Origin of the sequence: Streptomyces macrolidinus, assembly GCF_023887685.1 — a bacterium.
GTDB classification, from domain to species: domain Bacteria; phylum Actinomycetota; class Actinomycetes; order Streptomycetales; family Streptomycetaceae; genus Streptomyces; species Streptomyces macrolidinus.
The window spans coordinates 90,258-110,707 of the sequence record NZ_JAMWMR010000019.1 but is presented as its reverse complement, the minus strand read 5'-3'; the positions used below and the strand labels follow the sequence as shown (position 1 = coordinate 110,707).

Sequence of the window (20,450 nt, the reverse complement as noted above, 5' to 3'; positions counted from 1 at the left end):
AGCCAGGAATTTCGCCGAGGTGAGATCCTGGACCGCGTATGTCTACGCATCCCGCCCCCGCCCTCGGCACCCTCGCCCGCCGCCTGACCGAGCTGTCCCTGCGCGACGCGCACCGTCTCGGCCGCAGGCTCGAAGGCGCACGCAAGATCCGCAAGCCCGAGGCCCGGACCGCCGTACTCGCCGAGATCGAGGCGGAGGTCGTCAAGGCCGAGGACAGGATCGCCGGGCGTGCCGCCCGCGTCCCGGCCGTCACGTACCCCGAGCAGCTTCCCGTCAGCCAGCGGAAGGACGCCATCGCCGACGCCATCCGCGACCACCAGGTCGTGATCGTGGCGGGCGAGACCGGCTCCGGCAAGACCACGCAGATCCCCAAGATCTGTCTGGAACTCGGCCGTGGCGTGCGGGGCATGATCGGTCACACCCAGCCCCGCCGTATCGCCGCCCGGACGGTCGCCGAGCGCGTGGCCGAGGAGCTGGACACGCCCCTCGGCGAGGCCGTCGGCTGGAAGGTGCGCTTCACCGACCAGGTGAACCCCGACGCCACCTTCGTCAAGCTGATGACGGACGGCATCCTGCTCGCCGAGATCCAGACGGACCGCGAGCTGCGCGCCTACGACACGATCATCATCGACGAGGCCCACGAGCGGTCCCTCAACATCGACTTCCTGCTCGGCTACCTGGCCCAGCTCCTGCCCCGGCGCCCGGATCTCAAGGTCGTCATCACCTCGGCCACGATCGACCCCGAGCGCTTCTCGCGGCACTTCGGCGACGCGCCGATCATCGAGGTCAGCGGTCGTACCTACCCCGTCGAGGTGCGCTACCGCCCGCTCCTGGAGGAGAACGGCGACGACGCCGACCGCGACCAGATCACCGCGATCACGGACGCCGTCGAGGAACTCATGGGCGAGGGCAAGGGCGACATCCTCGTCTTCCTCTCCGGTGAGCGGGAGATCCGCGACACGGCCGACGCGCTGATCAAGAAGCAGTACCGGTTCACCGAGGTGCTGCCCCTGTACGCCCGGCTCTCGCACGCCGAGCAGCACCGTGTCTTCCAGCAGCACACGGGCCGCAGGATCGTCCTGGCCACCAACGTGGCCGAGACCTCGCTGACCGTCCCGGGCATCAAGTACGTCATCGACCCCGGCTTCGCCCGTATCTCGCGCTACAGCCACCGCACCAAGGTCCAGCGCCTGCCCATCGAGCCGGTGTCCCAGGCGAGCGCCAACCAGCGCAAGGGCCGCTGCGGCCGTACGTCGGACGGTATCTGCATCCGTCTGTACAGCGAGGACGACTTCGCGACCCGGCCCGAGTTCACGGACGCGGAGATCCTCCGGACGAACCTCGCCTCCGTCATCCTCCAGATGACCGCGGCCGGTCTCGGCGACATCGAGAAGTTCCCCTTCATTGACCCGCCGGACCACCGCAACATCCGCGACGGCATCCAACTCCTCCAGGAACTGGGCGCGTTGGACCCGGCGGAGAAGGACCCGCGCAAGCGGCTCACGGACACCGGCCGCAAGCTCGCCCAACTGCCGGTGGACCCCCGCCTCGCGCGGATGGTCCTGGAGGCCGAGCGCAACGGCTGTGTCCGCGAGGTCATGGTCATCGCCGCCGCGCTGTCCATCCAGGACCCGCGGGAACGCCCCTCCGACAAGCAGGCCCAGGCCGACCAGCAGCACGCCCGCTTCAAGGAAGAGACCAGCGACTTCCTCGCCTATCTCAATCTGTGGCGGTACATCCGCGAGCAGCAGAAGGAGCGCGGCTCGTCGTCGTTCCGCCGGATGTGCAAGCAGGAGTACCTGAACTTCCTGCGCATCCGCGAATGGCAGGACATCTACACCCAACTGCGCACCGTCGCCAAGCAGATGGGCATGCACCTGAACGAGGAGGACGCTCCGGGCGACCGCGTCCACATCTCGCTCCTCGCCGGGCTGCTCTCGCACATCGGGCTGAAGGACGTGAAGGAGCCCAAGGACTCCGGGGCCGGCGCCCGCAAGGACGGCGGACGCAACGAGTACGTGGGCGCCCGCAACGCCAAGTTCGCGATCTTCCCTGGGTCGTCCCTCTTCAGGAAGCCGCCGCGCTTCGTGATGTCCGCCGAGCTGGTGGAGACGTCCCGGCTGTGGGCGCGCGTCAACGCGAAGATCGAGCCCGAGTGGGTGGAGCCGCTCGCCGGTCATCTGCTGAAGCGGACGTACAGCGAACCGCACTGGGAGAAGGACCAGGCGGCCGTGATGGCGTACGAGAAGGTGACGCTGTACGGCGTTCCGATCGTCGCCCAGCGGAAGGTGAACTACGGGCGTATCGACCCGGAGGCGAGCCGCGAGCTGTTCATCCGTAACGCACTCGTCGAGGGCGACTGGCGCACGCACCACAAGTTCTTCGCCGCGAACCGCAGACTCCTCACCGAGGTCGAGGAGTTGGAGCACCGCGCCCGGCGCCGGGACATCCTGGTCGACGACGAGACGCTGTTCGACTTCTACGACCAGCGGGTGCCCGAACACGTCGTGTCCGGCGCCCACTTCGACTCCTGGTGGAAGCACAAGCGCCATGAGCAGCCCGACTTCCTCGACTTCGAGCGCGAGATGCTCATCAACGAGAAGGCGGGCGCGGTCACCAAGGACGACTACCCCGACTCCTGGCGGCAGGGCCGGCTGAAGTTCAAGGTCACCTACCAGTTCGAGCCCGGCGCGGACGCGGACGGTGTGACCGTCCACATCCCCTTGCAGGTCCTCAACCAGGTCACGGACGAGGGCTTCGACTGGCAGATCCCGGGGTTGCGCGAGGAACTGGTCACGGAGCTGATCCGCTCCCTGCCCAAGCCCGTCCGCCGCAACTACGTCCCGGCGCCGAACTACGCGAAGGCGTTCCTGGAGAAGGCGTCGGCTCCGGAGGCCGACGGCCAGGCGCAGTCCGCTCAGGAGCCGCTGACGGTGGCGATGGCGCGGGAGCTGAGACGGATGGTCGGCGTGCCGTTCGAGGCGGCCGACTTCGACTGGTCGAAGGTGCCCGACCACCTCACGGTCACGTTCCGGATCGTCGACGAGCGGCGCCGCAAGCTCGCCGAGGACAAGGACCTCACGGCCCTGAAGCTCAAGCTGAAGCCGAAGGCGCGCAAGGCGCTCTCGCAGGCCGCGGCGGCCACGGCCGAGCGACAGGGCGGTGAGTCGCTGGAGCGTACGGGCCTGACGGACTGGACGATCGGCTCACTGACCCGTGTCTTCGAAACACGGCGCGCGGGCCAGCCGGTGAAGGCGTACCCGGCGCTGGTCGACGACGGCGACACGGTCTCCGTACGCCTCTTCGACACGGAGGAGGAGCAGGCGCAGGCCATGTGGCAGGGCACGCGACGGCTGATCCTGCGGAACATCCCGGTGAACCCTGCGAAGTTCGCGTCCGAGAAGCTGACGAACGCCCAGAAGCTCGGTCTGTCGGCGAACCCGCACGGCTCGATCCAGGCCCTGTTCGACGACTGCGCGATGGCGGCGGCGGACCGGCTGATCGCGGACTTCGGGGGACCCGCCTGGGACGAGGAGTCGTACCGGAAGCTGTACGACCGGGTGCGCGCGGAGATCGTCGACATGACGGTGCGCACGGTCGGGCAGGTGCAGCAGGTACTGGCCGCCTGGCAGTCCTGTGAGCGCCGTCTGAAGGCCGTACGGAGCCCGGCGCTGCTGGCGAACCTGGCGGACGTACGGGCGCAGCTCGACGCCCTGGTGAAGCCCGGCTTCGTCACCGCGGTGGGCGTGCGGCGCCTGCCCGACCTGATGCGCTATCTGATCGCCGTGGACCGCCGGGTGCAGCAGATGCCGACGAACGTCCAGCGGGACACCACGCGCATGGAGAAGGTCCAGGAGATGCAGGACGAGTACGCGTGGCTGCTGGAGCAGTTGCCCAAGGGCCGCCCCGTCCCCTCCTCGGTCCTGGACATCCGCTGGATGATCGAGGAGCTGCGTGTCAGCTACTTCGCGCACGCGTTGGGCACCGCGTATCCGGTCTCGGACAAGCGCATCGTGAAGGCGATCGACGCCGCCGCGCCGTGACGGCCACCGGGTGACGGACGGTACACGTTGGGTGAGTTCGACCCAAGGGCTCACCCTCCTGTACAGTCTCTTCTCGCAGCGCACCGCACGATCCGCGCCGCGAAACCTGGTCCTGTGGAGCAGTTTGGAGTGCTCGCCACCCTGTCAAGGTGGAGGCCGCGGGTTCAAATCCCGTCAGGACCGCAGCAAAGCCCCGCATCTTGAAGATGCGGGGCTTCTTCGTGCTCGCGGACATCCGCGCACGGCTGCCGCGGTCCGCTCGCCGCCGGGCGCCGTGGGACTTGACGGCGTCACATTCCCCCGGTACCCCGGAAGCCAGGGCCAAAGGGCTGTTCGAGCCCAGGAGGTGGCGTATGGCGACGTCCGTTCGGCACAAGACGCGTGCTCTGCTCCGCGCCCATCTGGCCGCCGCTTCCGGCCTCCGTCATGTGACATGGCACTGCGCGGTCTGCCGCCGGCTACAGCTCCTGGCGACGGAACCGGCCTCGTACGGCGAGGAGAGCCCGGAGGCGGTCTTCGTGGACGAGAGCCCCGCCGGAGCCTCCCAGGCGTGACAGAGGCCCTCCAGGTCGTCCGAAACTCGCGCCCGGCCGCCTCCGGGCGTGCGCGCCGATTCCCCCAACACCCGTTCCACGTAAGCGTGTTCCTCTAGCAAAGAGAGCATGAGCGCAACAAGAACCCAGGCATGTGACGGGTGTCACGACATAACTTTGAGGAACCGCGGTCCTTACACCCCGCCTACAAAGGGTCAATTTAATATGTGCAATTGCACCTCACCCGAGGGCCCCGCACAACAGATCCGACACCCCTCCCCAGACCTCCACAGGGCCGCTCATGAAACGGGGCTGACGGGGGTGGGCGGGGCAACAAAAAAGATCGCGCTGGACCCGGCGGAGTCCAGCGCGATCGATGACGCACCCTTGTCGTGCCTCAGATGACCTCGGGGGAGGGCTCTGTTGGGGCAGAACCCGCGTCAGTTGGAGCTGTGGTCGGACGGCCCGGCAGATTGGGGGGTCTGACGGTATGTCCGGTTATGCAGTTGTTCAGGCCTCGCTGCGCTGCTGCGGGATACCCGCCAGCAGGGCGCGAACCTCGGCCTCGCGGTAGCGGCGGTGGCCGCCGAGCGTACGGATCGACGTGAGCTTGCCGGCCTTCGCCCACCGCGTGACCGTCTTGGGGTCGACGCGGAACATCGTGGCGACCTCAGCCGGGGTCAGCAGCGGCTCGGCATCAGGGGTGCGAGCTGTCATGAGCGGCCTCCTCGGGAGAACCGAACCTTCTCGGTTCTTTCCTCTAAATTCTGCACCTTGACCCGCGTTGCCCGATATGGCGGACGCGAGTCGAGTCGGTTATAGGACGAACGGCTTGTCCTCGGCACTACAACTACACCATCCGTCCAGCCGCGTCGGCCAAACCGATGGAATTGCCCTCCCAGGTGTTCATCAGCGACGGAAGCCGATGGACCATGCCATAGCGGACAGTCACGCCACTGTGACGATCAGTCACAGGGCGATCAGGAGGCCCCAGACCCCCCAAAGCACGCAACGCAGAGTTTCCGACCATGAGTGGACAGACAGAACCTCCCCCGGGCTCCTTGTCCTATTTTGGCATGAGGAGGGCCGTTAGGCGCAAGGTCCTTGTAAGTGCGGTCCGTCACGCTTGACAGCATTAGCCCGGATCGAGGCCTACGTCCCACGCATCTGTCTGCGGCACGTCAACCCTGGGCCAAGACTTATCACTTCATCATGTCTCACGGGTCACAATTCGCGCACCGGTTCGTCGCAGCTCGATTGTCAGTTCGCCGAGCGGCGGTCCCGCACGGCCCGCCAGCGCTCCACCAGCCGCCCGTACGCCTCCCCCGCGGTGACCCCGTCCCCCCGCCGCAGAGCCTCGATGCCCTCGGCGACATCCGCGGCCGAGTGGTCCCCGTCCAGCTCCGCGGCCGGCAGGGCGTGCACGAGCCCGCCGTAGTCCAACTCGACCAGTGAGCGCGGATGGAACTCCTCCAGCCAGCGGCCCACTTCCACCAGCCCGTCGATGAGCGGCCCCTCGTCGATCGTCTCCCGCAGCGTCCGCAGCGCCCGTGCGGTGCGCCGCCGCGCCTGCACCATGGGCGTGCGATAGCGAAGCATCGGCGGGATCTCGCCGGACCCCTTGTCGTAGCGCCGCTCGCCGTCGGAGACGAGCACGAACCAGTTCAGCGGCACCTGCCAGGTCGCGGTGCGGATCCACGGCCGGGCGTCCGGGTTGCGGGTCAGCCAGCGCTCGTAGTCCTGGGCGGCCTGGCGGCGCACCACGGGCGGCAGGACCGCGTCCAGCACCGGCACGGGCAGTTCCCGGTCCAGCTCGCCCAACGCCTGCCAGCCGCGCAGCCGCGTGCGCCACGGGCAGACGCACAGCACCCCCTCGACCTCGGTCACGAAGGCGTCGCCGCTCTCGTGCACCGGCACGGCGACCGGCGGGGTGGGCAGCAAGTCGGCCAGGGAGCGGCGCAGTTCGTCCTGGTACGAGGGACGGTCGGGGCGACGGGCGTACCGCTCCCAGTGGCCGCGCTCCGGCTCCGGGAAGGCGGCCAGCGGCTCGTACACGCGCAAGTAGGACGCATACGGGACGATCACCGAGGACACCTTGGGCACGCCTGCTCCCTCCCCATCGGACCGCACCCGAAACCCGTCCGGGAGCGGTCGGGCCGGGGGGCGGAAAACCATGGCAAATCGTGCCATGGGCCCGGCATGGCCGTACGCGCCGTACTCCAAGCAGGGGTGATCCTGAGCACGACACCGCCGACGGGCAGCCGCACGTTCTACGCTCATGCCCACCGGGCCCGCCACCCGTACGGGCCCGCCCCAACCGCCGCTACTCATCCGGGAGTCACCACCGTGACCGACGTAACCGACGGCGTCCTGCACACCCTGTTCCGCTCGGATCAGGGAGGCCACGAGCAGGTCGTGCTCTGCCAGGACCGGGCCAGTGGCCTCAAGGCCGTCATCGCGATCCACTCCACCGCCCTGGGCCCCGCCCTCGGCGGTACCCGCTTCTACCCCTACGCGACCGAGGAAGAGGCCGTCGCCGACGCGCTGAACCTCGCGCGCGGGATGTCGTACAAGAACGCCATGGCCGGGCTGGACCACGGTGGCGGCAAGGCCGTGATCATCGGTGATCCCGAGCGGATCAAGACCGAGGACCTGCTGCTGGCGTACGGCCGGTGCGTGGCCTCGCTCGGCGGCCGGTACGTGACCGCGTGCGACGTCGGCACGTACGTGGCGGACATGGACGTCGTGGCCAGGGAGTGCCCCTGGACCACCGGGCGCTCCCCGGAGAACGGCGGCGCGGGCGACTCCTCCGTGCTCACCGCCTACGGCGTCTTCCAAGGCATGCGCGCCTCCGCCCAGCATCTGTGGGGCGACCCGACGCTGCGGGGCCGCAAGGTCGGTGTCGCCGGCGTCGGCAAGGTCGGGTACTACCTGGTCGGGCATCTGCTGGAGGACGGCGCCGAGGTCGTGATCACCGATGTACGGCCGGACGCCGTGCGCCGGATCACCGACGCGCACCCCGAGGTCGCCGTGGCCGCCGACACCGAGGCCCTGATCCGCACCGAGGGGCTGGACATCTACGCCCCCTGCGCGCTCGGCGGAGCGCTGAACGACGCCACGGTGCCGGTGCTGACGGCGCAGGTGGTGTGCGGCGCGGCCAACAACCAGCTCGCGCACCCGGGCGTCGAGAAGGACCTCGCGGACCGCCGGATCCTGTACGCGCCGGACTACGTGGTCAACGCGGGCGGGGTCATCCAGGTCGCCGACGAACTGCACGGCTTCGACTTCGACCGGTGCCGCGCGAAGGCCGCGAAGATCTTCGACACCACGCTGGCCATATTCGCACGTGCGAAGACGGACGGCATTCCGCCCGCCGCCGCGGCCGACCGGATCGCCGAGCAGCGGATGGCCGAGGCACGGGCGGAGGCTCGCTCGGGCGTCACCGCGCAGAGGTGAGCAGGCGTGACCGGCACCCGCCGACGGGAGAGGGAGAGAACTCTCACTCTTATCGGCGGGTCGTCCGCCAATTAGTGGTTAAAATCGGCCGTGACCAGCGAGGACGGGGTACCTCGGCGGTCCCGGGCACACGCCCGCCCACGGGCGACGTACCGTATGGGCGTGGGCTCAGGTACCGTGGAAGCCCTACGGACCGGTCTCTCCGAGGAGAGCCCGTTCTGGATCATGAACGCGTGTCAAGACTCTGGGGCCGTCGAGCCCTGTCATCGAGGGGGTCGAGCCATGGGGCGCGGCCGGGCCAAGGCCAAGCAGACAAAGGTCGCCCGCCAGCTGAAGTACAACAGCGGTGGGACTGATCTGACGCGGCTTGCCAATGAACTGGGCGCATCGACTTCGAGCCAGCCGCCGAACAGCGAGCCGTTCGAGGACGACGAAAACGACGACCCGTACGCACGGTACGCGGATCTGTACAACGACGACGATGAGGACGACGAGGACGACCAGTCCGGTCCCACGTCGCGGCGGCGCGGCGCTTGACGTAGCACGCTTCGCGGATTCCGCATCCAACCGCACCTCACCCGGCCCGGCGCCTCGGCACCGGACCGGGTTTCGTGCTGTCGCTCAAGCGTAGTCACCCACCAGGGCCGCGCCCGTCTCGTGGCCGTCCCGGTCGGTGATCTCGCCGGCGACCCATGCCTCCACGCCGCGGTCGGCCAGGGTGGCGAGCGCCACGTCCACCGACTGCTCGGGGACGATCGCGATCATGCCGACGCCCATGTTCAGCGTCTTCTCCAGCTCCAGGCGCTCGACGTCTCCGGTCTTCCCGACCAGGTCGAAGATCGGCGCCGGGGTCCAGGTCGAGCGGTCGACGGCCGCGTGCAGCCCGTCCGGGATCACCCGGGCGAGGTTGGCCGCGAGCCCGCCACCGGTGATGTGGCTGAACGCGTGCACCTCGGCGGTGCGAGTGAGCGCCAGGCAGTCCAGCGAGTAGATCTTCGTGGGCTCCAGGAGTTCCTCGCCAAGGGTCCGGCCCAGCTCCTCCACCTGCTGGTCGAGGCCGAGCTTCGCCTGGTCGAGCAGCACGTGGCGGACGAGTGAGTACCCGTTCGAGTGAAGTCCGGAGGCGGCCATGGCGATCACGACGTCACCCTTGCGGATGCGATCGGCGCCGAGCAGCCGGTCGGCCTCCACGACGCCCGTACCGGCGCCCGCGACATCGAAGTCGTCCGGACCGAGAAGACCGGGGTGCTCCGCCGTCTCGCCACCGACCAGGGCACATCCGGCGAGCACACAGCCCTCGGCGATGCCCTTCACGATCGCGGCGACGCGCTCCGGGTGGACCTTGCCGACGCAGATGTAGTCGGTCATGAACAGCGGCTCGGCGCCGCAGACCACGATGTCGTCCATGACCATGGCGACCAGGTCGTGGCCGATGGTGTCGTAGACGCCCATCCGGCGGGCGATGTCGACCTTGGTGCCGACCCCGTCGGTCGCGGACGCGAGCAGCGGGCGCTCGTAGTGCTTCAGGGCGGAGACGTCGAAGAGGCCGGCGAAGCCGCCGAGGCCGCCGAGGACCTCGGGGCGCTGCGTCTTCTTCACCCACTCCTTCATCAGCTCCACCGCGCGGTCGCCCGCTTCGATGTCGACGCCCGCCGCCGCGTAGGAGGCACCGGAGGGTCCCGTCGATGGGGTCGACCGATCGAACGCAGTAGACATTGCCTGGGATCTTTCGAGTTGGGGGGAGGGGCTCACGGACGGCGGATGGCGTCCGTCGCGGCCGTGTCGGCCGGACCGGCCGACAGCTCGGTCTCCAGGAGCTGCTTGCCCAGCAGCTCCGGGTCCGGCAGCTCCATCGGGTACTCACCGTCGAAGCAGGCGCGGCACAGGTTCGGCTTGGCGATGGCGGTCGCCTCGATCATGGCGTCGAGGGAGATGTACGCCAGGGAGTCGGCGCCCAGCGAGGTGCCGATCTCCTCGACCGTCATGCCGTTGGCGATCAGCTCGGCGCGGGTGGCGAAGTCGATACCGAAGAAGCACGGCCACTTCACCGGCGGGGAGGAGATCCGGATGTGGACCTCGGCGGCTCCCGCCTCGCGCAGCATCCGCACCAGCGCCCGCTGGGTGTTGCCGCGCACGATCGAGTCGTCGACGACGACCAGGCGCTTGCCCTTGATGACGTCCTTGAGGGGATTCAGCTTCAGGCGGATGCCGAGCTGGCGGATCGTCTGCGAGGGCTGGATGAAGGTACGCCCGACGTACGCGTTCTTGACCAGTCCGGCGCCGAAGGGGATGCCGCTCGCCTCGGCGTAACCGATGGCGGCCGGGGTGCCGGACTCCGGGGTCGCTATGACCAGGTCGGCCTCGGCGGGGGCCTCCTTGGCGAGGCGGCGGCCCATCTCGACGCGGGAGAGGTAGACGTTCCGCCCGGCGATGTCGGTGTCGGGGCGGGCCAGGTACACATACTCGAAGACACAGCCGCGAGGCTTCGCATCCGCGAATCGTGACGACCGCAGGCCGTTCTCGTCTATCGCGATGAACTCGCCCGGTTCGACCTCGCGGACGAAGCTGGCGCCCGTGATGTCGAGCGCGGCGGTCTCGGAGGCGACGACCCAGCCGCGCTCCAGGCGGCCGAGGACCAGCGGGCGGATGCCCTGCGGGTCGCGGGCCGCGTAGAGGGTCTGCTCGTCCATGAAGACGAGCGAGAAGGCCCCCTTGACCTGCGGAAGGACCAGCGGGGCCGCTTCCTCGACGGTCAGCGGCTTGCCGTCGTCGTCGACCTGGCCCGCGAGGAGGGCGGTGACGAGGTCCGTGTCGTTCGTCGCGGCCACCTGTGTGGCGCGGCCGTTCTCCTTGGGGAGGGCGGCGACCATCTTGGCGAGCTGCGCCGTATTGACGAGGTTGCCGTTGTGGCCGAGCGCGATCGACCCGTGGGCCGTGGCGCGGAACGTCGGCTGGGCGTTCTCCCACACGGAGGCGCCGGTGGTCGAGTAGCGGGCGTGACCGACCGCGATATGACCCTGGAGCGAACCGAGAGAAGTCTCGTCGAAGACCTGGGACACCAGGCCCATGTCCTTGAAGACGAGGATCTGGGAGCCGTTGCTGACCGCGATTCCCGCGGATTCCTGACCCCGATGCTGGAGGGCGTAGAGCCCGAAGTACGTGAGCTTTGCGACCTCTTCGCCCGGAGCCCAGACACCGAAGACGCCGCACGCGTCCTGGGGGCCTTTCTCACCGGGGAGCAAGTCGTGATTGAGTCGACCGTCACCACGTGGCACGTTCCCGAGTGTATTCGAGGCCGACCGCTGGTCCGAACTGGGGAGGGGACCAATCTCCGGGCCTCTCACCCCCGACCTCTACCGGACGTACGGCGTTTTCGCAGGTCAGCAGCGCTTGGCGCGTCCTCCGGGGCATACCCGCACAGCACGCGGACGCGATGATTCCCGTTCCGCGGAATCGAGTGAGGCGTCACACATCCCGCGCACTCCCGGCCTCCGCCTCAGGCCATGAGCGGCAGCAGCTCCGTGAGGTCGGCCCGGTCCCCGCTCGCGCTGACGCGGGCGTCCGCCAGGGCCTCCCGCCAGGCCGTCCGCCCCGTGGCCAGCCGGATCCAGGTCAGCGGGTCGGTCTCGACGACGTTGGGCGGGGTGCCGCGGGTGTGCCGGGGGCCCTCGACGCACTGCACGACGGCGTACGGCGGAATGCGCACCTCGGTCGAGGCACCGGGTGCCTTCACCGCGAGCGCGTCGGCGAGCAGCCGGGTCGCGGCGGCGAGGGCCTGGCGGTCGTACGGGACGTCGAGCCCGGGAACGGCGGCGTTGAGGTCGTCGGTGTGGACGACGAGTTCGACGGCGCGGGTGACGAGGTAGTCGGCGAGCGGCAGGGCGCCGCGGTGGGTGGCCAGCAGCCGGGTACCGGGGTACGTGTCGAGCTGCCGCGTCAGGTCCTGCTGGGCCTCGGCGAGGCAGGCGTCGAGGTCGGGGTGGTCCTGGGCGAGCTGCCGGGTGAACTCGTCGATGGCGGCGGCGTCGGCCGAGGTGGCGAACGGCCAGTCGAGCAGCGAGGCGTCCTGCCGCACCGGCTCCGGCAGGTCGAGGGCGCGGCCGACCGCCGTGACGGCCATCCCGATGTGCGCGACCAGTTCCCGTACGTTCCAGCCCTCCAGCCGTGTGGGGAGGGCGAGTTGCTCGGGCGTCAGGGTGCGTACGGCGTCCCGTACACCCGCGAGCTGGGCGAGAACCGCGATGCGGGTCTTCACCGGATCGTAGGTCCTGGTGCGCTTCTTGGCCGGGGGCATGGCGGTGAGCCTAGGCCTTGACCGCGTAGCCGTGCAGGCCCTTTGCGACCAGGTCGAAGGCGCGGTTCGCGCGTTCGGCGGCGTCGGCGGCGACCTGCTCGGTGCTCTCGCCGTCCATGATGCGGCGGTAGTGCTCCTCGACGAGGGCACCGCGGGCGGCGGTCAGCGTGGTGGCGGCGATCAGCGCGAGCGTGGCGTCGCCGGTCTCCTCGGTGAGCAGGTCGGCCAGTGCGCGCGCGCCCTTCTCCGACTCGACGTAGGCGCGTTCCTTCAGTACCGGCGTCGCCATGATGACTTCGCGGATCCGACGGGCGAACGGCTCGCTGTGCAGGCCGACCGATGGATCGCGCCCTTCGATCATCTCCAGGAACTGCCGTCGTACGGCGTCCACCGCCGACTCGCCGGGTGCGCGCTCGCGTACGGCGCGGGCGGCGTCCGAGAAGTGCTCGACCATGGGCCGGAAGACCAAGTCCTCTTTCGTGCCGAAGTAGTTGAAGACGGTCATCTTGGAGACTTCGGAGGCGTCGGCGATCTCCTGGACCGAGACGGCCTCAAAGCCCTTCTCCGCGAACAGGGCGATAGCGGTCCGGTAGATCCGCAGCCCCGTCTGGTGCTTCTTGCGCTCGCGCAGCCCCATCGCCTCAGCAGCCATGGCGCCACTGTACCAAGGCGAAATTTAGCCCGAGCCGAAAGTTGCTCTGCGATTAAACATTGACTCGGTACACGAATCGGGGCCATGGTGCTGTCCATGACCGACAACCGGCTGACCGACACCCGACGCAAACTCGGCTTACTCGCCTGCCTCGTCACGATCGTTCTGGCCGTCCTGGACCTGCAGATCGTCTCGGCGGCCACCGTGCCGATCGTCCGCGACCTCGATCCCGCGCACGGCATCGACAAGATCCCGTGGCTGGTCAGCGCCTTCTCGCTGGCGTCCGCCGCGATGCTCCCGCTCTACGGCAGGCTCTGCGACACCCTCGGCGCCAAGCCCGTCTTCCTCGGCGCCCTGAGCGCCTTCCTGGGCGGCTCGGCCCTGTGCGGCGCGGCCCGGTCGATCGGCGTGCTGATCGCCTCCCGGGCCGTACAGGGCATCGGCGCGGGCGGGTTGATGAGCGTGACGATGGTCGTCATCGCCCAGCTCGCGAGGCCCGACGCGAAGAAGAACCAGGGCGCCGGCACCGGCGGGATCGTCGCGGGCGGCGGTATGGCCGTGGGCCCCTGGCTCGGCGGCTTCCTCGCCGACCACGCGAGCTGGCGCTGGGCGTTCTACGTCAATCTGCCGCTCGGCATCGCCGCCCTGGCCACCGCGGTGGTCGTGCTGAAGCTCCCCCGCCCCACCACCGGCCGCTCGATCGACTTCACCGGCGCCTCGCTCGCCGCCGCGTTCTCCACCGCTCTGCTGCTGGTGACCGAATGGGGCGGCAAGCAGTACGCGTGGACCTCGCCGCAGATCATCGGCCTGGCCCTGGCCTGCGTCTGCGCTCTCGGGCTCTTCCTGCGCCGCCAGTTCACCGCCGCCGAACCCATCCTGCCGCCCTCGCTCTTCCGCATCCGCGAACTGCGCCTGGGCTTCGCGATCCAGGGGCTCATGGGCGCGGCCATGATGGGCGTCATCTACTACGTGCTGGTCTACCTCCAGCTCGTCCGCGGCATCACCAGCTCCTCCGCCGGCCTGTATCTGATCCCCATGGCGGCGGGCATCATGGCGGTCGGCTTCCTCACCGGGTGGCTCACCGAACGCGGCTGGTCCGAGCGGACGTTCGTGATCAGCGGGTCCGTGCTGGGCACGGCCGCCTACCTGCTGCTGGGCACCACCGGCACCCACACCTCCCTGTGGCAACTGCGGGCGGCCCTGCTGCTCGTCGGCCTCGGGTTCGGTCAACTCCTCGGCCAGTTGATCCAGTTGGTGCAGCAGTCGGCCCCGGTCCACCAACTCGGCGTCGCCACCACCGCGATCCGCTTCTTCCAGACCCTCGGCGGGGCCCTCGGCGCCACCCTCTTCGGCACCCTGCTGAGCCGCCTCTACGACGGCCCCGGCGATGTCGGCTCCCTGGCCATGCTGCGCGGCGCGGACCGTACGGCGGGCCTGACGGCCTACGTCTCCGCCCTCGACACGGTGTTCCTGTGCGGGGCCGCGCTCATGGCGCTGTCCGTGCTGCTCGCCCTGCGGCTGCCGAGGGCGCGACCGGTGGAGGCGCGGCCGCCGAGGAACCCGCGGCCGTATGAGAAGGCCCCGCCCGGTGTCAGTCCCGGACGGGGCCCCTCAGCGGTGGGTGTCAGGCCAGCAGCGCCGGAATGGTCCCCTCGTGGGCCGTGCGCAGCTCCGCCAGGGACAGCTCGAACTCGCCCTGCACCTCGACCGTGTCGCCGTCGACGACACCGACGCGGGTGACGGGCAGACCCCGCGCACCGCACATGTCGTTGAAGCGGATCTCCTCGGAGCGCGGCACGGCGACGATCGCGCGGCCGGCCGACTCGGAGAACAGGAAGGTGAACGCGTCCAGGCCGTCGGGGACGACCAGCCGCGCGCCCTTGCCGCCCAGCAGGGCCGACTCCACGACCGCCTGGACCAGACCGCCGTCCGACAGGTCGTGCGCGGAGTCGATCATGCCGTCGCGGGACGCCGAGATCAGGATCTCGGCGAGCAACCGCTCCCGCTCCAGGTCGACCCGCGGGGGCAGCCCGCCGAGGTGGTCGTGGACGACCTGCGACCAGGCCGAGCCGCCGAACTCCTCGTGCGTGTCGCCGAGCAGATAGAGGAGCTGGCCCTCTTCCTGGAAGGCGACCGGAGTGCGCCGGGCGACGTCGTCGATGACGCCCAGCACCGCGACCACCGGGGTCGGGTGGATGGCCGCCTCACCGGTCTGGTTGTACAGCGAGACGTTGCCACCGGTCACCGGCGTGCCCAACTGCCGGCAGCCGTCGGCGAGTCCGCGGATGGCCTCCGCGAACTGCCACATCACGGCCGGGTCTTCGGGCGAGCCGAAGTTCAGGCAGTCGGAGACGGCCAGCGGCTTGGCGCCGGTGGTCGCCACATTGCGGTACGCCTCGGCGAGCGCGAGCTGTGCGCCCGTGTACGGGTCGAGCTTCGCGTACCGGCCGTTGCCGTCGGTCGCGATGGCGACGCCGAGCCCGGACGACTCGTCGATCCGGATCATCCCGGAGTCCTCGGGCTGGGCGAGAACCGTGTTGCCCTGCACGAAGTGGTCGTACTGCGAGGTGATCCAGGACTTCGAGGCCTGGTTGGGGGAGGCGACGAGCCGGAGGACCTGCTCCCTCAGCTCCGCACCCGTGGCCGGGCGCGGCAGCTTGTTCGCGTCGTCCGCCTGGAGCGCGTCCTGCCAGTGCGGACGGGCGTACGGGCGCTCGTACACCGGGCCCTCGTGCGCGACCGTCCGCGGGTCGACGTCGACGATCTTCCCGCCGTGCCAGTAGATCTCGAGCCGGTCGCCGTCGGTCACCTCGCCGATGACCGTGGCGATGACGTCCCACTTGGCGCAGATCTCCAGGAACCGGTCGACCTTCGCCGGTTCGACGACCGCGCACATCCGTTCCTGCGACTCGCTCATGAGGATCTCCTCGGGGGAGAGCGTCGAGTCGCGCAGCGGTACGTCGTCCAGGGTCACGCGCATGCCGCCGGAGCCGTTGGAGGCCAGCTCGGACGTGGCGCAGGACAGACCGGCCGCGCCCAGGTCCTGGATGCCGACGACCAGCTTCTCGCGGAACGCCTCCAGGGTGCACTCGATGAGGAGCTTCTCCTGGAAGGGGTCGCCGACCTGAACGGCGGGGCGCTTGGAGGGCTTCGCGTCGTCGAAGGTCTCGGAGGCCAGGATCGAGGCGCCACCGATGCCGTCGCCGCCGGTCCGGGCGCCGTACAGGATGACCTTGTTGCCCGCGCCGGACGCCTTGGCGAGATGGATGTCCTCGTGCCGCATCACGCCGATGGCACCGGCGTTGACCAGCGGGTTGCCCTGGTAGCAGGCGTCGAAGACGACCTCGCCGCCGATGTTGGGCAGGCCGAGGCAGTTGCCGTAGCCGCCGATGCCGGCGACGACGCCGGGCAGCACCCGCTTGGTGTCCGGGTGGTCGGCCGCGCCGAAGCGCAGGGGGTCCACGACGGCGACCGGCCGGGCGCCCATCGCGATGATGTCGCGCACGATGCCGCCGACGCCCGTGGCCGCGCCCTGGTAGGGCTCGACGTACGAGGGGTGGTTGTGCGACTCGACCTTGAACGTGACCGCGTATCCCTGGCCGACGTCCACGACACCGGCGTTCTCGCCGATGCCCACGAGCAGCGCGTCGGACTCGGGGGCCTTCTCGCCGAACTGGCGCAGATGGACCTTGGAGGACTTGTACGAGCAGTGCTCGGACCACATGACCGAGTACATGGCGAGCTCGGCGCCGGTCGGGCGGCGGCCCAGGATCTCGACGATCCGCTCGTACTCGTCCTTCTTCAGGCCGAGTTCGGCCCAGGGCAGCTCGACGTCGGGGGTCTCGGCCGCATGCTCGACCGTGTCCAGAGGCGTCCGGCTCATGCGCCAACCAATTTCTTGAGAATCGAGGTGAAGAACGGCAGACCGTCGGTACGACCCGTACCGATCAGCGGCTCGACGGCGTGCTCGGGGTGCGGCATGAGGCCGACGATGTTCCCGGCCTCGTTGGTGATGCCCGCGATGTCACGCAGCGAGCCGTTGGGGTTCAGGTCGAGGTAGCGGAACACCACCCGCCCCTCGGCCTCCAGCTTGTCGAGCGTGTACGCGTCGGCGACGTACCGGCCGTCCATGTTCTTCAGCGGGATGTGGATCTCCTGGCCCGCCTCGTAGTCGCTGGTCCAGGCGGTCCGCGCGTTCTCCACGCGCAGCTTCTGGTCGCGGCAGATGAAGTGGAGGTGGTCGTTGCCGAGCATCGCGCCCGGGAGGAGATGGGCCTCGGTGAGGACCTGGAAGCCGTTGCAGATACCGAGCACCGGAAGGCCGGCCTTCGCCTGCTCGATGACGGTCTCCATCACCGGCGAGAAGCGGGAGATGGCGCCCGCGCGCAGATAGTCGCCGTAGGAGAAGCCGCCCGGCAGGACGACGGCGTCGACCTGGCGCAGGTCCTTGTCCTTGTGCCAGAGAGCGACCGGTTCGGCGCCCGCGAGGCGGATCGCGCGCTGAGTGTCCCGGTCGTCGAGGCTGCCGGGGAAAGTGACGACGCCGATACGAGCGGTCACTTCGCAGCCTCCGCCACTTCCTCCACCTTGACGGTGAAGTCCTCGATCACGGTGTTGGCGAGGAAGGACTCCGCCAGATCGTGGATACGGGCGAGCGCGGCGTCATCGACCGGCCCGTCCACCTGGAGTTCGAATCGCTTTCCCTGACGTACGTCGGAGATACCCTCGAATCCGAGCCGCGGCAGCGCGCGCTGCACCGCCTGGCCCTGCGGGTCGAGAATCTCCGGCTTGAGCATGACGTCGACTACGACGCGTGCCACTGGCACTCCCGGTGTGTGGTGCTGAGCAGGTCCCTTCAGACTACCCGCACAAAATTTCTACTCGCGTAGATTCGTAGCTTCCTACGTGACCGCCGTCACGACACAGTGGCGACCACCTGCGGAGATCGCAAGGAAAATCATTGGAAAATCCGCAGAAGCCGGGGAGAGCATTGCCCCTCGGACACGCGGAGGCATTCCGTCGGTCTTCACAGTGCAATGCCAGGCACTGTACAAAGGAAATGGCAATAGCCGATACTTCGCTCAATTACTGCCGGACAGTCGACATCTCTCCGTCATCTTCCGACGTCTGTGCACGTCGGGAAGGGTGGCCGCGGAGGTGTCGCACGAAGGGACCGATATTCGTGGCGCAGCGTGTCGTAGTCACTCTCTTTGACGACATCGACGGCTCGGAAGCGGCGGAGACCATCGCCTTCGGTCTGGACGGCAAGTCGTACGAGATCGACCTCAATCGAGCCAATGCAAAGAAGCTGCGCAAGGTGCTGGCGCCGTACGTCGAGGCCGGGCGCAAGAAGGCGAAGTCCGGGAAGTCGTACACGCACACGGCGTTGACGCCCGACCCGGCCGCGGTCCGCGCCTGGGCGCGCTCGCACAACATGGACGTACCGCCAAGGGGCCGCATCCCCAAGAAGGTGTACGAGGCGTTCGCGCAGGCGCACTGAGGTGTCCGGGCGGGCTCCGGGCGGACCTGACCGGGTCCGCCCGGAGCCCGCCGGCGCGCACCCCGCCGCTCGGCGCCCGGCAGCCGCTCACACCCCCATCGGCCCCTGCCGGCAGCCGACTTGCGTTCTCCCCCTGGTGATCAGCTAGAGTCTGGAGCACGCCGAGGGGCAAGGCCGAAAGGCCGGAACCCCGAGGACGCGCGGGTGTAGTTCAGTAGTAGAACACCCCCTTTCCAAGGGGGAGGCGCAGTGTGCAATTCCTGTCACCCGCTCTACGGCATCGGTCCGACCATCCTTGTGGATCAGGTAGGCTGGTGCTCGCACCGATCGGTGAGAGCCGGTCGGGAGCATATGCGGACGTAGCTCAGTTGGTAGAGCGCAACCTTGCCAAGGTTGAGGTCGCGAGTTCGAGCCTCGTCGTCCGCTCCAGAAGAGAGACCCTGGTCCAGTGGACCGGGGTCTCTTTCGTTTCCCTCGCGAGTCGGTCGGGTCCTGTGAGGGTTGCCACATCCGCGTGCGCCGAACTCCCCGGAGCCCGGGGCTGATCGTCACTGGTCACAGGCAATCCGCTCCTGCGGAACGAGCCTCGCGACGGGGCGCGCGAGTTCGCTGCGCAGGCCGTCAGCGGCGAACGGCGCGATGGGGTCGTCCGCGCCGTGCCCACTGGACCCCGTTGCGTGGAACCGGAGTTGGTCGCCGACGCGCCCCCGGTCGGCGTTCGGAGCTGATCGCATGCGAGGCCGAGGTGCCGGAGCACGGACATCAGCGAGGTGCCCGGCGCGGAGATCGCCGCGCGAGCCGCGCTGCGCTGAGAGCCGCCAGGACCCGACCGGGTGCGGACAGCGATGGGCGGCGGTGCGTCTCGCGCACGAGTGAGGTTGGGTATAGTTGCTCTCGCGCAGTGCGCAGTGCGGACGTAGCTCAGTTGGTAGAGCGCAACCTTGCCAAGGTTGAGGTCGCGAGTTCGAGCCTCGTCGTCCGCTCCAGTCACCGAAGGCCCCGGTCATGACGACCGGGGCCTTCGGTGTTTCCCGTACTGGGCGGTACTAGGACCAGGTGAGGCCCGTCAGACGCTCGTACGCCTCCACGTACTTCGCGCGTGTCTCCGCCACGACCTCCTGCGGCAGCGGGGGCGGCGGCTGTTCGCTCGAGCGGTCCCAGCCGGAGGCCGGGGACGTGAGCCAGTCCCGTACGAACTGCTTGTCGAACGACGGCTGGGCGCGGCCCGGCTCCCACTGGTCCGCCGGCCAGAAGCGGGAGGAGTCCGGGGTGAGCACCTCGTCGGCGAGGACGAGGGTGTCGCCGTCGTAGCCGAACTCCAGCTTGGTGTCCGCGAGGATGATCCCTCGGTCACGGGCGATGTCGCGGGCGCGACCGTAGACCGCGAGGGTCGCCTGCCGCAGCTCGGCGGCGGTCTCCGAGCCGACCTGGCGGGCGACCTCCTCGTAGGAGACGTTCTCGTCGTGCTCGCCGACCGCGGCCTTGGTCGCGGGGGTGAAGATCGGGGCGGGCAGCTCCGAGCCGTCGACCAGGCCCTCGGGGAGGGCGAGGCCGCAGACGGTACGGGACTGCTTGTACTCGACGAGCCCCGAGCCGGTGAGGTAGCCGCGGGCCACGCACTCCACCGGAACCATCCGCAGTGACTTGCAGATCAGCGTGCGCCCGGCCCAGTCGGCGGGCGCGCCGGGCGGCAGTTCCGTGCTCAGGACATGGCTCGGCAGCAGATCGGCGAGCTGATCGAACCACCAGAGCGAGAGCCGGGTGAGGATCCGGCCCTTGTCCGGGATCTCGGTCGGCAGCACCCAGTCGAATGCGGACGTACGGTCGCTGGCGACCATCACGAGGTCGCCCGCCTCGTTCTGGTACAGCTCGCGCACCTTCCCGGTGTGCAGATGCACCAGACCCGGCACCTGTACAGGCTCGGGCTTTTCCACGAATCCGGACACGGTTCCTCCCCGTGGTTCTCTCCAAC

At 69.2% G+C, this 20,450-nt stretch carries 16 protein-coding genes and 4 tRNA genes; 10 read left to right on the top strand and 10 right to left on the bottom strand.

Going from position 1 to position 20,450, the window contains the following annotated elements; genetic code table 11:
* The first annotated feature begins 38 nt into the window (after positions 1-38).
* The 3 genes from hrpA to NGF19_RS20785 all read left to right on the top strand — a co-directional run bounded on the left by hrpA (position 39) and on the right by NGF19_RS20785 (position 4,597).
* Positions 39-4,043, top strand: coding sequence for an ATP-dependent RNA helicase HrpA (gene hrpA, locus NGF19_RS20795; protein WP_252426563.1), 4,005 nt, complete (start codon positions 39-41; stop codon positions 4,041-4,043).
* A 108-nt stretch (positions 4,044-4,151) separates the two neighbouring features.
* Positions 4,152-4,226 (top strand) — tRNA-Asp (locus tag NGF19_RS20790).
* A 170-nt stretch (positions 4,227-4,396) separates the two neighbouring features.
* The gene (locus NGF19_RS20785; RefSeq protein ID WP_252426562.1) at positions 4,397-4,597 is read left to right on the top strand and encodes a DUF6274 family protein; all 201 of its coding nucleotides are present in this window, start codon (positions 4,397-4,399) and stop codon (positions 4,595-4,597) included.
* 489 nt (positions 4,598-5,086) lie between these two features.
* Here NGF19_RS20785 and bldC read toward each other — a convergent pair whose 3' ends face one another.
* Positions 5,087-5,293 (bottom strand): developmental transcriptional regulator BldC, encoded by a 207-nt coding sequence (gene bldC, locus NGF19_RS20780; protein WP_003949541.1) that lies wholly within the window; start codon positions 5,291-5,293, stop codon positions 5,087-5,089.
* A gap of 543 nt (positions 5,294-5,836) precedes the next feature.
* Positions 5,837-6,679 (bottom strand): DUF8083 family protein, encoded by an 843-nt coding sequence (locus tag NGF19_RS20775; protein WP_252426561.1) that lies wholly within the window; start codon positions 6,677-6,679, stop codon positions 5,837-5,839.
* Positions 6,680-6,922: 243 nt separating this feature from the next.
* On the opposite strand from NGF19_RS20775, the gene NGF19_RS20770 reads away from it, so the two are divergent.
* The gene (locus tag NGF19_RS20770) at positions 6,923-8,032 is read left to right on the top strand and encodes a Leu/Phe/Val dehydrogenase (protein ID WP_252426560.1); all 1,110 of its coding nucleotides are present in this window, start codon (positions 6,923-6,925) and stop codon (positions 8,030-8,032) included.
* 282 nt (positions 8,033-8,314) lie between these two features.
* Positions 8,315-8,569, top strand: a complete 255-nt coding sequence (locus NGF19_RS20765) for a DUF3073 domain-containing protein (protein ID WP_252426559.1) — start codon at positions 8,315-8,317, stop codon at positions 8,567-8,569.
* Positions 8,570-8,653: 84 nt separating this feature from the next.
* Here NGF19_RS20765 and purM read toward each other — a convergent pair whose 3' ends face one another.
* The 4 genes from purM to NGF19_RS20745 form a co-directional block, all read right to left on the bottom strand.
* The gene (gene purM / locus NGF19_RS20760) at positions 8,654-9,748 is read right to left on the bottom strand and encodes a phosphoribosylformylglycinamidine cyclo-ligase (protein WP_252426558.1); all 1,095 of its coding nucleotides are present in this window, start codon (positions 9,746-9,748) and stop codon (positions 8,654-8,656) included.
* 32 nt (positions 9,749-9,780) lie between these two features.
* Positions 9,781-11,307 (bottom strand): amidophosphoribosyltransferase, encoded by a 1,527-nt coding sequence (gene purF, locus NGF19_RS20755; protein WP_252426557.1) that lies wholly within the window; start codon positions 11,305-11,307, stop codon positions 9,781-9,783.
* A gap of 221 nt (positions 11,308-11,528) precedes the next feature.
* Positions 11,529-12,326, bottom strand: coding sequence for a maleylpyruvate isomerase family mycothiol-dependent enzyme (locus tag NGF19_RS20750; protein WP_252426556.1), 798 nt, complete (start codon positions 12,324-12,326; stop codon positions 11,529-11,531).
* A gap of 10 nt (positions 12,327-12,336) precedes the next feature.
* Positions 12,337-12,978 carry a TetR/AcrR family transcriptional regulator gene (locus NGF19_RS20745; RefSeq protein ID WP_252426555.1) on the bottom strand — a complete coding sequence of 214 codons (642 nt, stop codon included), beginning with the start codon at positions 12,976-12,978 and terminating at the stop codon, positions 12,337-12,339.
* A gap of 96 nt (positions 12,979-13,074) precedes the next feature.
* On the opposite strand from NGF19_RS20745, the gene NGF19_RS20740 reads away from it, so the two are divergent.
* The gene (locus tag NGF19_RS20740; RefSeq protein WP_252426554.1) at positions 13,075-14,718 is read left to right on the top strand and encodes an MFS transporter; all 1,644 of its coding nucleotides are present in this window, start codon (positions 13,075-13,077) and stop codon (positions 14,716-14,718) included.
* On the opposite strand, the gene purL is transcribed toward NGF19_RS20740, so the two are convergent.
* Genes purL through purS form a run of 3 tightly spaced genes read right to left on the bottom strand, consistent with a single transcriptional unit; the run spans position 14,603 to position 17,798 of the window.
* A complete protein-coding gene (purL, locus tag NGF19_RS20735; protein ID WP_252426553.1) occupies positions 14,603-16,861 on the bottom strand; it encodes a phosphoribosylformylglycinamidine synthase subunit PurL in 2,259 nt (752 codons plus the stop codon). The genes NGF19_RS20740 and purL overlap by 116 nt on opposite strands.
* A complete protein-coding gene (gene purQ / locus NGF19_RS20730; protein WP_252426552.1) occupies positions 16,858-17,538 on the bottom strand; it encodes a phosphoribosylformylglycinamidine synthase subunit PurQ in 681 nt (226 codons plus the stop codon). Before purQ ends, purL begins: the two co-directional genes overlap by 4 nt.
* Complete coding sequence (purS, locus tag NGF19_RS20725; RefSeq protein ID WP_071366785.1) at positions 17,535-17,798, bottom strand: phosphoribosylformylglycinamidine synthase subunit PurS; 264 nt, start codon at positions 17,796-17,798, stop codon at positions 17,535-17,537. Before purS ends, purQ begins: the two co-directional genes overlap by 4 nt.
* A 362-nt stretch (positions 17,799-18,160) precedes the next feature.
* Between purS and NGF19_RS20720 the strand changes: the two genes are divergently transcribed.
* From NGF19_RS20720 to NGF19_RS20705, 4 genes are all read left to right on the top strand, one after another.
* Positions 18,161-18,478: a histone-like nucleoid-structuring protein Lsr2 gene (locus NGF19_RS20720; RefSeq protein WP_252426551.1), complete on the top strand. Its 318-nt coding sequence runs from the start codon at positions 18,161-18,163 to the stop codon at positions 18,476-18,478.
* Between the two features lie 200 nt (positions 18,479-18,678).
* Positions 18,679-18,750, top strand: a tRNA-Gly gene (locus tag NGF19_RS20715).
* An 81-nt stretch (positions 18,751-18,831) separates the two neighbouring features.
* Positions 18,832-18,907 (top strand) — tRNA-Gly (locus tag NGF19_RS20710).
* A gap of 481 nt (positions 18,908-19,388) precedes the next feature.
* Positions 19,389-19,464, top strand: a tRNA-Gly gene (locus NGF19_RS20705).
* Between the two features lie 60 nt (positions 19,465-19,524).
* Here NGF19_RS20705 and NGF19_RS20700 read toward each other — a convergent pair.
* Positions 19,525-20,424, bottom strand: a complete 900-nt coding sequence (locus tag NGF19_RS20700) for a phosphoribosylaminoimidazolesuccinocarboxamide synthase (protein WP_252426550.1) — start codon at positions 20,422-20,424, stop codon at positions 19,525-19,527.
* Between the last annotated feature and the right edge of the window lie 26 nt (positions 20,425-20,450).